The 14,820-nt window shown below is 48.2% G+C and carries 13 protein-coding genes; 3 read left to right on the top strand and 10 right to left on the bottom strand.

Annotated elements, in window-relative coordinates; all coding sequences use genetic code 11:
* Positions 1-98 precede the first annotated feature (98 nt).
* The 10 genes from AC3ZPD_RS06455 to rpmH form a co-directional block, all read right to left on the bottom strand.
* A complete protein-coding gene (locus AC3ZPD_RS06455) occupies positions 99-938 on the bottom strand; it encodes a ParB/RepB/Spo0J family partition protein (protein ID WP_490983463.1) in 840 nt (279 codons plus the stop codon).
* On the bottom strand, positions 931-1,692 hold the full coding sequence (locus AC3ZPD_RS06450) for a ParA family protein (protein WP_490983462.1): 762 nt from the start codon (positions 1,690-1,692) through the stop codon (positions 931-933). The genes AC3ZPD_RS06455 and AC3ZPD_RS06450 overlap by 8 nt, the downstream gene beginning before the upstream one ends.
* A gap of 124 nt (positions 1,693-1,816) precedes the next feature.
* Positions 1,817-2,632 (bottom strand): nucleoid occlusion protein, encoded by an 816-nt coding sequence (gene noc / locus AC3ZPD_RS06445; protein ID WP_490983461.1) that lies wholly within the window; start codon positions 2,630-2,632, stop codon positions 1,817-1,819.
* 485 nt (positions 2,633-3,117) lie between these two features.
* Positions 3,118-3,840, bottom strand: coding sequence for a 16S rRNA (guanine(527)-N(7))-methyltransferase RsmG (gene rsmG / locus AC3ZPD_RS06440; RefSeq protein ID WP_490983460.1), 723 nt, complete (start codon positions 3,838-3,840; stop codon positions 3,118-3,120).
* Between the two features lie 9 nt (positions 3,841-3,849).
* Positions 3,850-5,739, bottom strand: coding sequence for a tRNA uridine-5-carboxymethylaminomethyl(34) synthesis enzyme MnmG (gene mnmG, locus AC3ZPD_RS06435; protein WP_490983459.1), 1,890 nt, complete (start codon positions 5,737-5,739; stop codon positions 3,850-3,852).
* Between the two features lie 182 nt (positions 5,740-5,921).
* A complete protein-coding gene (mnmE, locus tag AC3ZPD_RS06430; protein WP_490983458.1) occupies positions 5,922-7,301 on the bottom strand; it encodes a tRNA uridine-5-carboxymethylaminomethyl(34) synthesis GTPase MnmE in 1,380 nt (459 codons plus the stop codon).
* 290 nt (positions 7,302-7,591) lie between these two features.
* Entirely contained in the window at positions 7,592-8,311 is a 720-nt protein-coding gene (gene jag, locus AC3ZPD_RS06425; RefSeq protein WP_490983457.1) for an RNA-binding cell elongation regulator Jag/EloR, read from the bottom strand.
* Entirely contained in the window at positions 8,308-9,189 is an 882-nt protein-coding gene (locus tag AC3ZPD_RS06420) for a YidC/Oxa1 family membrane protein insertase (protein WP_490983456.1), read from the bottom strand. Before AC3ZPD_RS06420 ends, jag begins: the two co-directional genes overlap by 4 nt.
* A 77-nt stretch (positions 9,190-9,266) precedes the next feature.
* Entirely contained in the window at positions 9,267-9,614 is a 348-nt protein-coding gene (gene rnpA / locus AC3ZPD_RS06415) for a ribonuclease P protein component (RefSeq protein ID WP_490983455.1), read from the bottom strand.
* A gap of 276 nt (positions 9,615-9,890) precedes the next feature.
* Positions 9,891-10,025 (bottom strand): 50S ribosomal protein L34, encoded by a 135-nt coding sequence (gene rpmH / locus AC3ZPD_RS06410; protein ID WP_009223341.1) that lies wholly within the window; start codon positions 10,023-10,025, stop codon positions 9,891-9,893.
* A 534-nt stretch (positions 10,026-10,559) separates the two neighbouring features.
* On the opposite strand from rpmH, the gene AC3ZPD_RS06405 reads away from it, so the two are divergent.
* The 3 genes from AC3ZPD_RS06405 (at position 10,560) to gntK (ending at position 14,418) form a co-directional block, all read left to right on the top strand.
* Entirely contained in the window at positions 10,560-11,240 is a 681-nt protein-coding gene (locus tag AC3ZPD_RS06405; protein ID WP_490983454.1) for a GntR family transcriptional regulator, read from the top strand.
* A 164-nt stretch (positions 11,241-11,404) separates the two neighbouring features.
* Entirely contained in the window at positions 11,405-12,766 is a 1,362-nt protein-coding gene (locus tag AC3ZPD_RS06400; protein WP_490983453.1) for a GntP family permease, read from the top strand.
* Positions 12,767-12,846: 80 nt separating this feature from the next.
* Positions 12,847-14,418: a gluconokinase gene (gene gntK / locus AC3ZPD_RS06395; protein WP_490983452.1), complete on the top strand. Its 1,572-nt coding sequence runs from the start codon at positions 12,847-12,849 to the stop codon at positions 14,416-14,418.
* Positions 14,419-14,820 lie beyond the last annotated feature (402 nt).

The following is a 14,820-nucleotide window of genomic DNA, read 5'->3' as shown; positions in this document are numbered from 1 at the left end:
AGAATCGAAGGTATAGGATCTTTCGTCCCTCCTTCTGAACTCATATAAAGAAGAAAACACATCCATCTTGGAATCAAGACAGATATGTCATCATCGACTTATTGAAGCAAATCGAGTAAACGCTGCAGATCCTGCTGGCTGTAATAGTTGATTTCAATTTTTCCTTTTTCTTTATTGGCTTTAATTTTTACGGTTGTTTTATAACGATCTCGAAGAACTTCTTCTACTTCCTCAATATAAGGATCCCGTTTTTTGGTAACAGGTTTAGGTTTCTCTTTGCCCTTTCGATCGAGCTGTTGTACCGCATCCTCCAACTGCCGGACGCTCCATTCGCCTTCGATACATTGCTCGGCAAGCTGTTTGATCATCTCTGGATTTTTCAAACCTACCAAGGCACGGGCATGACCCATCGATAATGTTCCACGTGAAACATATTCCTTCACTTCTTGCGGCAAGGACAATAATCGAAGAAAATTGGCAATGTGCGATCTTGATTTCCCGACCTTCATGGATAATTCTTCCTGGGTCAGTTGGAACTGATCCATCAATCCCTGATAGGCGACCGCTACCTCCATCGCATTTAAATTTTCACGTTGAAGGTTTTCAATAAGCGCAATTTCCATGACCTGTTGATCCGTAAAATTGCGAACAACCGCAGGAATCGTTTCTTTCCCGCAATACTGCGAGGCACGGAAACGGCGCTCGCCCGCGATGATTTCATAACCTTTAAGCACACTTCTGACAATGATCGGCTGAATGACGCCATGCTGACGGATCGACTCGGCCAGTTCTTTAATGGCTTCTTCATCAAACGTTTTTCTTGGCTGATAAGGATTTGCTCGAAGCTGCTTTAAGGAAATTTCCACCACTTTATCGTCTTCATTAACGGATAGCGAAGGAATTAGAGCATCTAGTCCTTTACCAAGGCGTTTACTCATAAGAGACCACTTCCTTTGCTAGCTCTAAATAAACTTCGGCTCCTTTAGAGCGCGGATCATAAGTCATGATCGTTTGACCATGCGAAGGTGCTTCACTTAAGCGGACATTCCGGGGAATAACAGTTTTGTATACTTTTTGCTGAAAATATTTCTTCACTTCTTCAATGACCTGAATGCCGAGATTCGTACGAGCATCAAACATCGTTAGCAACACGCCTTCGATTTCTAGCGAAGTGTTTAAATGTTTTTGGACCAGACGGACCGTGTTCAGCAATTGGCTGAGTCCTTCAAGCGCATAAAACTCGCATTGTATAGGAATCAAAACGGAGTCTGCAGCGGTTAGGGAATTCAGCGTTAAAATACCTAAAGACGGAGGACAGTCGATCAGTATATAATCATAATCATTTTTTACGAGTTGGAGGGCTTTCTTCAGACGAACCTCGCGGGAAATCGTAGGGACTAATTCAATCTCGGCACCGGCCAACTGAATAGTCGCAGCGATCACGTCCAACCCTTCAACTTGTGTAGGATTAATCGCTTCACGGGGATGGACTTCGTTGATCAGCACATCATAAATACAATTCGGCACATCAGCCTTATTGATGCCAACGCCGCTAGTTGTATTTCCCTGGGGGTCGATATCGACCAGCAAAACCTTTTTCCCGATTAAAGCAAGACCTGCACCTAAATTGACGGAAGTCGTGGTTTTTCCTACCCCGCCCTTCTGGTTCGCTATGGCAATAGTTTTAGACAACCTTTTCACCTCAATATTCTTAAGAAATCTTCTTGTAGACCGGAAGTTCATCAATAGCTGCTATTTCCTACAAAAAGACGCAAAAAGCGGCCCTTATTGCCGCTCCTGGATAACCCTTCCATACCTATCTCTTTGGAATTTGTATCACGATCTCATAATGATCTTCATGATCGGTTTCGGAGGTTTTAATTTCCAGACCTGAATCATTGACCATATCGATGGATTGACGAATCGTATTTAAGGCCAAACGAACATCTTTCGTAAAAGAAATCCGTTTCTTCTTTTTAGTTTTTGCAACTTCTTTATAGAAAGCAATTCGTGCTTCGGTTTGTTTGACATTCAGTTCCTTCGTAATAATTTCCTCCAGAACCTTCTGCTGCAATTCTTCGGTATCCAAAGACAATAAAGCGCGGGCGTGACGTTCGGTAATCTTCCGTTCCATCAATGCGTTTTTCACGACTTCCGGAAGCTGAAGCAAGCGAATTTTGTTTGCAATCGTGGATTGGCTTTTCCCCAAACGCTGAGCCAGACTTTCCTGCGTCAATTGATGCAGGTCAATCAAATTTTGATAAGCGACGGCTTCTTCAATCGAAGTCAGCCCTTCTCTTTGCAGGTTCTCAATCAAAGCGATGGATGCGGCCTGCGAATCGTTAAAATCACGAATAATCGCCGGGATGGTCTCCAAACCAAGTTTCTTAACAGCTCTCCAGCGGCGTTCGCCTGCTATAATCTCATACATGTTATTGCGAAAGCGGACTACAATAGGCTGAATAACTCCATGAGTTCTAATCGTCTGGCATAATTCCTCGATTTTCTCATCATCAAAAATCGTACGTGGTTGATAAGGGCTTCCGACAATCTCATCAACCGGAATTTGCTTCACTTCATCCCCGGCGCTTCGCTCAGTCAAACCAAACAATTTAGAAAATTGTTCTTTCATTCCGCAGATTACCACCTAGTTTCATAGTTTCATAAAGGGCATCCTTTATGATTTCCTAAAAACACAATACGACGTATGTCGGGACATCAATGAGACCCGTTTTTCCTTCCTATGTAAAAAAGCATCTCTATTCAAGACGCAAAGAAGAGACGTTACGGGATAAATCTATTCTACCACTTTTTCCTCTATAATCCTATTCTATTCCATCACGTATTTTGAATTTTACATTCCCGATGTTTCACGTGGAACAAAAGGAAACAACCCCAAGATGTGGAACTTTATGTGGAACTTCATCCTTTCTCACGAACAGGGTCAAGAATAAAGGACATGAAAGAAGCTCATAAAAAAAGGTGCCCGCAGGCACCTCTCCTTCTGTCTAAAATTGTTGTAGTTCAGCTAAAGCGGATCCCTTCCAAAACCCTTGGCCCGTCAACTTTTACTTCCCTAAAAAATGAACATCAAGCAAACTCGAACAGTTCTTCTTATCAGACCAGTGGAGATTTTAAAGGCGTCCCCGCTTTACGCGGATATTTCCCCGGAGTGGCCTGAAGTTTATCCACAAGAATAATGTGCCGGCTTGAATCCGAAACAGGCAGCTGGAACTGGAAGGATTGTTTAACCTTCCCTTTTAGTTCCTTAAAGCTGCGGCCTGCCTCCTTCAGCTCTTCGCTCGGATCCGTTCCTTTCATCGCCGCAAACAAACCGCCTACTTTAGTGAAAGGAAGGCAAAACTCATTCAGTACAGCCATACGTGCAACTGCCCGTGCAGTTACTAGATCATAACTGTCGCGGAAACCCGGTTGACGGGCAATATCTTCGGCACGGCCGTGAACCAGCTTCACCTTATCCAGCTTAAGCTCATTCGCCACATGCTGCAGGAATTGAATCCTTTTATTCAAAGAATCCACGATCGTAAGCTCCAGATGCGGAAAAGCGATCTTCAGTGGAAGACCGGGAAATCCCGCCCCGGAACCGATATCGGCGATCGAGCCGATCTCCTCCATATTCACATAGAAAGCCAAAGATAACGAATCGTAAAAATGTTTGATATATACCTCATTCCGATCGGTTATCCCGGTTAAGTTCATTTTCTCATTCCAGCTGACCAACTCGCGGTAATAACCTTCGAACTGGTCCAGCTGTCCTTCGTTCAGCGTAATGCCCTTCTCTTTCAGCAGTCCGGTGAACTGGGCTTGGACTTGATCCATGTCTGGCGCTTACCCCTCTCTCGATGCGGTTACCCGGTTAAAATGCTCCATATAAACCAGCAGGATCGAAATATCAGCCGGCGTAACGCCGGAGATCCGGGAAGCCTGACCGATCGAAATCGGACGGATTTTAGCCAGCTTTTGACGGGCTTCAATAGCCAAACCTTGGATATCTTCGTATTCGATTTGATCCGGTATTTTTTTCTTTTCCATTTTTTGCAGACGTTCTACATGAACGAGCTGCTTTTCGATGTAACCGGCATATTTCACTTGAATCTCAACCTGCTCCTTCATCTCTTCATCCAATTCCACCTCGGACGGATTCAGGGTATGAACCAGGTCATAAGTGACTTCCGGACGGCGTAAAATAGTCAGCAAATTGCTGCCATCCTGGATCGGAGCGGATTCGATGCTTTCCAGCAGCGGATTCACTTCTGAAGGTTTTACTTTCGCGGCGCGCAATCGTTCGATTTCCGCTTCTACCTTCGCTTTTTTATCCAAAAATTGGTTATACCGTTCTTCCGTAATCAGTCCGATCTCATGGCCGATTGGCGTCAAGCGCAGATCCGCATTGTCATGGCGAAGCAGCAAACGGTATTCGGCACGGGAAGTCAGCAAACGGTACGGCTCGTTGGTGCCTTTAGTCACCAAGTCGTCGATCAGAACGCCGATGTAACCTTCGGAACGGTTCAGCACGATCGGATCTTTTCCCTGCACTTTGCGAGCTGCGTTGATACCGGCCATGATGCCTTGGCCCGCCGCTTCTTCGTACCCGGAGGTTCCGTTGATTTGACCAGCTGTAAATAAACCAGGCAGACGTTTCGTTTCCAGAGATGGCCACAACTGCGTAGGTACCATGGCATCGTACTCAATGGCGTAACCTGTACGCATCATTTCTACATTTTGCAAACCCGGAATCGAACGGAGAATACGCAGCTGAACGTCCTCAGGCATGCTGGTAGACAAACCTTGAACGTAATATTCCGACGTATTTTTGCCTTCCGGCTCCAGAAAAATCTGATGTTTCGGTTTATCGCTGAACCGCACGATTTTATCTTCAATGGACGGGCAGTAGCGCGGACCTGTACCTTCAATCACGCCGGAGAACATAGGTGCGCGGTGCAGGTTTTCATTGATGATCTCATGGGTTTCAAGCGAAGTATAAGTCAACCAGCAAGGCAGCTGTTCATTATCCGAACCTTTAGTCTCATAGGAAAAGAATTTCGGCTTCTCATCCCCAGGCTGAATCTCCGTTTGGGCAAAATCGATCGTATCCTTGTGGACACGCGGAGGCGTTCCCGTTTTAAAGCGGACAAGATCAAAACCCAGCTCCTTCAAATGAAGAGCAAGCCCTACCGAAGGCTGTTGATTGTTCGGGCCGCTTTCGTACATCAGTTCGCCCATGATGATTTTGCCGCGCAGGTAAGTGCCTGTAGTTAAAACCACCGATTTGGCACGATATTCGGCGCCTGTTTTCGTGATTACGCCGACACATTCGCCGTTTTCCACGATAAGCTTCTCCACCATCCCCTGACGCATCGTCAGGTTTGGTTCCTTCTCCATCGTTTCCTTCATCGTTTGCTGGTACAGGAATTTGTCCGCTTGCGCACGCAAAGCGTGTACGGCAGGCCCTTTCCCCGTGTTCAGCATCCGCATTTGAATAAACGTTTTATCGATATTGCGTCCCATCTCCCCGCCCAGCGCATCAATTTCGCGCACGACATGGCCTTTTGCCGGGCCGCCAATCGACGGGTTGCAGGGCATAAACGCAATCATATCCAGGTTAATCGTGACCATCAGCGTGCTGCAGCCCATCCGTGCCGCAGCCAAAGCGGCTTCAACACCGGCATGACCGGCGCCTACGACGATTACGTCGTAGTTTCCTGCTGAATAACCCATGGCAATACCTCCTCTAATAATTTGTTCTATATATTCGTCAGGATAAGTTCCACCCTGTCCTCTTAAAAAAGCTTACCCGTATGAGCCTCAACCTCTTACAAGTGATAAAACCTAAAATTTTTACGACTCTACCATGATACCATGAAGAACCGCCGGATAAACGTATTTCCTGCAATTTTCAGTTATTTTCCGAGGCAGAACTGGGAAAAAATCTGATCCAGCAGCGCGTCCGGCGCCGAATCGCCGATCACTTCGCCCAACTGCTCCCAGGCCAGCCTTACATCGATCTGCATAATATCGATCGGTATGCCGCTGTCTGAAGCCTCATACGCGTCATGCAGCGACTGCTTGGCTTTCTTCAGCAGGGCAATATGGCGCACGTTGCTTACGTAAGTCAAATCACCGGACTCCAGCTTCCCGCCGAAAAATAACTCGCTGATCGCGTCTTCAAGCCGCTCCAGCCCATCCCGTGTCTTCACGGACAGCTCAACGATTTGTCCTGCTTCAAAATATTCGCCCAGCTTGCTTCGATCGAGCTGCTGCGGCAAATCTGTCTTGTTAATCAGAACCAACACCTGTCGCCGACGGATTCCTTCTATTAAAGCAAGCTCATCTTCATGCAGAGGCTCAGCCCCGTTCAGCACCAGCAGAATCAAATCCGCTTCTTCGACTGCGGCTTTGGAGCGTTCCACACCGATTCTTTCAACGACATCCAAGGTTTCGCGGATCCCGGCCGTATCGAGCAGCTTCAGCGGAATATTGTTGATCGTCACGAATTCCTCGATCACATCACGCGTAGTTCCCGGAATATCGGTGACAATCGCTTTATTTTCACGGGTCAAAGCATTCATTAATGAGGATTTGCCGACATTCGGACGGCCGACGATCGCCGTAGTGATGCCTTCCCGCAAAATTTTCCCTTCATTAGCCGTCTTGAGCAGCCGCTCGATCTGGGCAATCACTTTGCTGCAGCGCTCTTTAATAAATTCGGTAGTCATGGATTCCACGTCATGTTCCGGATAGTCGATATTGACCTCAATGTGAGCCAGCGTTTCCACCAGTGTATACCGCATGTCTTTAATTTCCCGGGAAAGGTTGCCCGCCACCTGCTTCAAAGCCACCGAAAAAGCCCGGTCTGACTTAGAGCGAATCAGGTCGATGACCGCTTCCGCCTGGGACAAATCAATCCGTCCGTTCAAGAAAGCCCGCTTCGTAAACTCGCCCGGTTCGGCCAGCCGGATGCCCGGCTGCTGAAGCAGCAGATCCATCACCCGCTTAACGGAGATTACTCCGCCGTGGGTGCTGATTTCAACTACATCCTCCATCGTGAAAGAACGCGGAGCCCGCATCACGGTAACGAGCACTTCCTCCGTTTTCTCAAGCGTTTCCGGATCTATGATAAAACCGTAATGAACAGTATGAGTTTCGGCTTCCGTTAAATTTACGCGCGAACGCAGCAGTTTGGCAACCTCCGGTATGGCATCGGGTCCGCTGACCCGGATAACCGCAATGCCGCCTTCTCCTACCGCGGTTGAGATCGCAGCAATCGTATCGCTTAACATATGGCGAATGCCCCATTTCCTTAAAAAATTTATTGAAGAGCTGATCTCTTCTCTCCTCCAGGTATGACCAAAGCTAAACAATAAACATCCCTTTCAGAATAGAAAACACCCCACAAAACTCCAACCTCAGCGGTTGATAAAGTTTGCGGGGGCCGAACGGCAACATCAAGCGGTACAGAAAATAAAGACTCCTAACCCCTTTAGGGGAACATGGACTTAAAAAGCGCCTATCCTGCTAAAAAACAATGACGTTAGCCGGAGCGTCACGTCATTGGGAGAAAGCTGTTTATTTATTTATTCCTTGGTGCGATGACAACCCGCCTATTCGGCTCTTCGCCTTTGCTGAGCGTTTTGACTTCCGGATGATTCTGCAGTTTGGCATGAATGGCTTTGCGTTCCTGGGAAGGCATCGGCTCAAGCACGACCTCTTTGCCTGTCCGAACAACCCGTTCAGCCAAACGTTCGGCAAGCTCTTCCAGCGTTTTTTTACGACGCTGACGGAAGTTCTCGGCATCCACGATAAGACGTACAAAATTAGTAGAATAGCGGTTAGCCACAATGTTGGCTAAATACTGAAGCGCGTCCAGCGTTTGGCCCCGGCGTCCGATCAAAAGGCCCAGGTTGCTGCCGGATACCGCCAGCAGCATCCCGTCGCGATGCTTTTTAATTTCAACCTTGAGCTCAAGGCCCATGCTTTCGCCAACTTCGCGCAGAAATGACGCCGCCGCCTCATAAGGATCCTGAGCTTGTCCGGCAGCCTGAATGTTGGATGATTCAGGCTCCGGCCGTTCAGCCAATCTTTCCTCCTGCGGGGGTTCCGGTTCCGGACGTCCTTCGCTCAGCAGCGTCACAGCTACCTTCGCGGGTTTGACTCCGATCAGACCCAGAAAACCTCTCGATGGCTGCTCCAATACAGTTACGGCAACTTGATCCTCGGTTACGCCGAGCATGGCCAATCCTTGTTTCACAGCATCTTCAATGGTCTTTCCCGACGTCACAACTTTGTTCATTTGGATTTTTTGGCCTCCTTGGCGCTCCGGTTAGGAGTGCCGGCTTTTAGGTTAGAGCCGCCTTTTTTGGAATTGCCTTTGCTAGGCACAGTTGCAGTGGAAACGGAAGCGACTGCAGCCGTATTTGGCTTCCGATACAAAATGTAGTTTTGAATAATGGTATAAAGGTTACTATAGAACCAGTACAGCGGAAGCGCTGACGGGAAATTGTAAGCCATAAAGAAAATAAGCACCGGATAAATAAACATCATAAACTGCATAGGTCCCGCTACGCTGGACGGATTCATGCTGGACATCATTTTCGTTTGAATGAATGTCGTTGCTGCGGCCAGCAAAGGCAGAATAAAGAGATGGTCCGGTTTACCCAGCTCCAGCCACAAGAAAGAATGCTGGCTGATTGCCGAGTTATGAATAATCGAGTTATAGAGCGCGATAAATACCGGCATTTGAATAATGAGCGGGAAACACCCTGCCATAGGGTTTACCTTATGCTCCTGGAAGAGCTTCATCGTTTCCTGCTGCTGCTGCTGTGGATTATCCTTGTATTTCTCTTTAAGCTTGTTGAGTTCAGGCTGCAGCGCCTGCATCGCTTTGGAGCTCTTAACCTGCTTAAGCGTCAGCGGCAGGATAATCGTCCGAACGATAATCACCATCACCAAGATGGCAAGGCCGTATTCGCCCCCAAACCAGTTGGCAAAGCTGTCCAAGGTGAGCGAGAACCAATAGACTACATTTGCATTCCAGAAGTTACCGTTTCTCAGGTTTTCCGTCGTCGTCTGGGACGCTGCCGAATTCCCGCAGCCCTCGAGTACGGCAATCAGGCCGATAGCCAGAATAAGCAGAATCCATCTGCTCTTTTTAGTCTTCAATAAAGACACTTCATAACCCCTCTCTTAGCCACTTCCATCAGGATAAATCATACCATATTCAGGCATGCAAAGAAAACAAGCCCGCCTCATTTGGAACCCCTGAGCAAACCGGCTTTCCGGAACGCGTGCAGCACGCTTTTTTCCAGCTCGGCATAGCCCATTTCTACGGCTCCTTTTCGCACGATAAAAATAATATCGACCTGGCTAATCAGCTTGTCCTTGTTTAACCGTACAATTTCTTTGATCAGCCTGCGCATCCGGTTGCGCACCACGGCATTGCCGATTTTCTTGCTTACCGATATCCCAAGGCGGAACTTCTCCACCTCGGGTCTGTGCGACCAATAAACGACAAGCTGTCGGTTGGCAAAAGATTTTCCATTCCGATATACACGGCCGAAATCGGCCCGATTGCGTAAACGCAGCTTTTTATGCACGGCTTTTCTCCTTGCTTTTTGTTGCTATCCATCTATTAAGGAAAAAGAGGGAACTCCCCCCGTCCCTTTATTATCGCCGTATTTTTCCTGCCTGTAACCCTCATTGGTTATAGACAATTAAGGCATCACGGATTTTATATTTATTTACGCAAAATAACCCCACAAAGTGGGGCCAGGCTCCGAAGCCAATCAGAAACTTAGCGGGGACCCCGGATACTTTATAAAAGGCCTTAATGGAAAAAAAGACCACCGTAGTGGTCTTTACGTACGCACGTATTACGCACTCAGTACTTTTCTGCCTTTAAGACGACGAGCAGCCAGCACTTTACGGCCGTTTTTAGTGCTCATTCTTTTACGGAAACCATGAACCTTTTTGCGTTTGCTCACGTTCGGTTTGAAAGTAGGTTTCATCTATTTGCACCCCCTCACAGGATATCCTTAACTGATTCGTATTTTTCTCCGCTTATATGTGTTCGCAGAAAAAGCCTTTTTACATTTAATCACGAAACAGGCCTAAAGTCAACTTAATCCTGCTTTTCACCCGGAGATAAATATCCACAGAAATGGAGTATGCTGGACTGAAATATCGGTTGTCCACATGTGGATAATCGTTTTTAACCTTCTTTATCTTTATTAGTAAGTGGCTAGATGTCTCATACATCTCAGAATAACCCGTTTCTTCCCGTTCTTTTCCTTCACTGATACGCTTTCAACTTACCTTTACAGCTTAGTTGGCAAGGGGTAAAATATTATTAAGTTTTTAAATATTGTATACAAGTATACAGATGAGGAGATGATTAACCTAATATTTGAAATGAGGATTCCTTTTCCATCCCAACCCAGCCGATTTTTGGCCCTGCATATTATGGATGCGCCTTCATTCATGTTATGATCGTATAAAGTCTTTATTCGAAATCATTTTTCTAACTGAATGGAGAGAAAGTCATGCGTTATCCCGCTGTTTGGCTGCAGGGAACCTCGCTGGGAGAAGCCGTGGCCAGTGAGTTGAGACTGCAGATCATCAATGGCACCATCAAACCGGAAGAGGTCCTTTCGGAGAACCGGATTGCCGCCGATTTCGGCACCAGCCGTTCCCCGGTCCGTGAAGCCATGCGGACCTTATCGGCCGAAGGCCTGATCCGGCTTGAGCGGATGGGTGCCGTCGTCATCGGGCTTCTTCCCAAAGATCGGGATGAGCTTTATGACGTCCGATATTTAATTGAAAGTTTTGCCCAGCAGCGCCTTGCCGAAACGGACACGAGCGAGCTGGTCGGCCAGCTCGAGAAAATCATCGATCGCATGGAACTAGCCGCCAAACACCACGACATCGTGGAGTTTGCTTTTCAGGATCTGACCTTTCATGAAACCGTGGTCCGAACCGCCAACCATACGCGGATTCTTCATCTATGGAACAGTATCCGGCATATCGTGATGACGGTGATGCTGATTACGACGGAAGAGGTTTTTTCGCGCGGCGACGAAAATATTTCCCGAGTAATAAACAAACACCGCAAATTGATGAATGGACTGATATCAAAAGATTCGGCTCTCATTCAGCAAGAAGTTGAAGAATATTTTGCCGATTCCCGAAACACATTGCAGCGAAGTCTTCCTTCTTCCATATAAGAGCCTATCTAAAGATGCGTTGGTGCTGCCCAGCGTTTCTTGCGCTTTAAATTGTATACAAGTATACCGGTTGTTTCGTAATAAACGGACCCTGAATGTGGGAAAATAACCGAAACACGGTTAATTGTAAGCGTTATAACCATTTTTTCCGAGGAGGAACCTCTATGCAATCTTTGTTTGGCTTAAGCCATGATGCCACCTTGTTGGTCTGGACGGTCATCGCGATCGCCTTTCTGATCATCATGATATCCAAATTCAAATGGAACCCATTCGTAACTCTTCTGATTTCCGCCCTGCTGCTGGGTCTCGTATCCGGCATGAAAGCCGCGGACGTCATAACGTCCGTAACAAGCGGACTCGGCGGCACGCTCGGAACAATCGCGATCGTCATCGGCCTCGGCACTATCTTGGGTAAAATGATGGCCGAATCCGGCGGTGCAGAGCGGATCGCCACCACCCTTATCGACCGGTTCGGGGAGAAAAAAGTCCACTGGGCCATGATGATCGTCGGCTTCATCGTCGGGATCCCCGTCTTTTTCGAGGTTGGCGTTATTCTGCTGATTCCTATCATCTTTACGGTTGCCCGCAAAACGAAAATGTCCCTGCTGCAAATCGGGATTCCGATTTTGGCCGGTTTGTCTACGGTCCATGGTCTCGTACCGCCGCATCCGGCGCCTATGATCGCCATCGACGCCTATCAGGCCGATCTTGGAAAAACCATTTTGCTGTCCCTGATTGTCGGTTTGCCTACAGCTATCATCGCCGGTCCTTTATTTGGCAAATATATCGGCAAACGTATCCATGCAACACCTCCGACCAATTTGGCCGAGCAGCTCTCCGAGAAAAAAACGGCCGATTTGCCAGGCTTCGGCATTACGCTGCTGACGATTTTGATGCCGGTCATCCTGATGTTGATCGGATCCATTGCCGATATTGCGGATCCAAACGCAACCAGCGGCTTTACCATTTTCTGCGAATTTATCGGAAATGAAGTCATCGCCCTGCTGATTTCGGTTGTTTTTGCCTATTTCACACTGGGTTTCGCAAGAGGATTTACCAAAGAGCAGATCTCTAAATTTACAAGCGAATGTTTGGCGCCTACCGCAACCATCATTTTGATCATCGGCGGCGGCGGCGCATTCAAACAAGTTCTGATTAACAGCGGCGTAGGCTCTGCGATTGCCCATGTGGCTACCAACGCTCATATCAACGTTATTTTGTTCGCCTGGCTGGTCGCTGCTTTGATTCGCGTTGCCACCGGTTCCGCAACGGTTGCGATGACAACCGCCGCGGGCATCGTCGCCCCTGTCCTTGCCGCCACGCCTGGCGCAAGCGTCGAGCTGGTCGTGTTGGCTACCGGCGCAGGTTCCCTGGTCCTGTCGCATGTAAACGATGCGGGCTTCTGGATGATCAAGGAGTTCTTCAACCTGACCGTTCCGCAAACGTTGAAATCTTGGACCGTTATGGAGACGCTGCTGTCCGTCATTGGCCTGATCTTTATTCTGATTTTGAGCATCTTTGTATAAGCCCATTTGCACCTCCAAACAAACTCAAGTTACCTAAGATCAGATCATCTCAGCAAAAATTAAGGAAGAAGGCTTTAAACATGAACACAACCACTGCACGAAATGAAAAAGATTCCTCTTATATGATAGGTGTCGATATCGGCACCACCAGCACCAAATCCGTCCTGTTTCGTCAGGACGGTTCTATTTTAGGAACGGCTCATGTGGAATATCCTTTATATACGCCGTCCGCGGATATTGCCGAGCAGGATCCGGAGCATATTCTTACGGCCGTCGTGGAAACGATTCGTCAGGTCATGCTTCAAAGCGCAGCTGACCCAGAGCAGGTGATGTTCGTTTCCTTCAGCTCCGCCATGCACAGCCTCATCCCTATGGACGTCTCTGGACGGCCGCTCATGCGCGGCATGACCTGGGCCGACAACCGGAGCGCCGGCTGGACCGAGAAGCTGAAGCGCGAGCTCGGCGGACATGAGATTTATTTGAGAACGGGCACGCCGATCCATCCGATGTCCCCGCTCACCAAAATTCTGTGGATGCGCCACGAGCAGCCCGAAATGTTCGCGCAGACCTCAAAATTTATTTCTATAAAAGAATATGTATTTCTAAAATTATTCGGCGATTACGTTATCGATTATTCGATGGCCTCCTGCACCGGCTTGTTTGAGCTTGAAAAGCTGGATTGGGACCAGGGCGCCTTGGAGACGGCCGGCATTACGCCTGACCGCCTGTCCAAGCCTGTGCCGACCACCCATGAAATGAAAGGCCTCTCCCCTGTCTACGCCGAGCAAATGGGCCTGCATCCGGATACGTCCTTTATCGTCGGCGCCACGGACGGCGTTTTGTCCAATCTGGGGGTCAACGCCATTGACCCCGGCGTAGTAGCCGTCACGATCGGCACCAGCGGCGCTATCCGCACCGTGGTGGACCGTCCGGTCATCGATCCGAAAGGCCGGATTTTCTGCTATGCGCTGACCGACAAATTATGGGTCATTGGCGGACCTGTCAACAATGGCGGCGTTATTTTCCGCTGGGCGCGGGACGAATTTGCCGCTTCCGAGGTCGAAACCGCTAAACGGCTGGGCATCAGCCCTTACGACGTTTTAACCAAAATAGCCGAACGGGTGCGTCCGGGCTCCGAAGGTCTCCTTTTCCATCCCTATCTGGCCGGGGAACGCGCCCCGCTCTGGAATCCTAACGCCCGCGGCTCCTTTTTTGGTTTGACTCTTCACCATCAGAAGGAGCACATGATACGGTCCGTGCTGGAGGGCGTTATTTACAACCTTTATACGGTGCTGCTGGCTATGGAAGAACAAATCGCCGAGCCGACGAAAATCATGGCCACCGGCGGATTTGCCCGCTCAGCCCTGTGGCGCCAAATGATGGCCGATATCTTTAACCAGCCTGTCACCGTGCCGGAAAGCATCGAAAGCTCCTGTCTGGGCGCCGTGGTGCTTGGTTTGTATGCGACCGGACGCGTAGATTCCCTGCGCGTCGTAGCTGAAATGGTAGGTTCAACGCATCAGCACGTGCCGCAAAAAGAAAATGCGATGATCTACAAGGAGCTCCTTCCGATCTTCATTCGTTTATCCCGCAAACTGGAGGACGAATATACCGATCTGGCAGATTTCCAGCGCAAACACGGCTCGCTGTAAGCTGCTTTCCAGCGCCTGCTTTGCTCTTATAGATTTATAGAACGAGACCGTTCATACCCTATAGTAAAACCTCCAGGCTTGCACAAGTAGAGTGCAAGCCTGGAGGTTTTCTTTTTTCCGCGAAGCGGGGAAAATTTAAGCCATTTTTTGCCTTATAAACCCGCCCGATCAACCGACAGCATAAAACAGCAGTGAATAACTTTAATCGCCAATTTCAGGGCATTCTTCATAAACTGTGCATAAGATTTGCTGGCAAATACCGCTTTATGTCGAAAACTAAACAAATTATAAACAATATGTAGTGGTGTGGAGCATTATTATGCACAAGTTATTGAATTTGTGGATAAATTCCGCCGACTCATTGAAATATAAGCCTTCTTTTGCTATGATTAGATTGCTTTT

It is taken from the genome of Paenibacillus mobilis, assembly GCF_058267595.1.
Note: the sequence above shows the minus strand (reverse complement) of the source record. Positions and strands in the feature narration are given on the sequence as shown.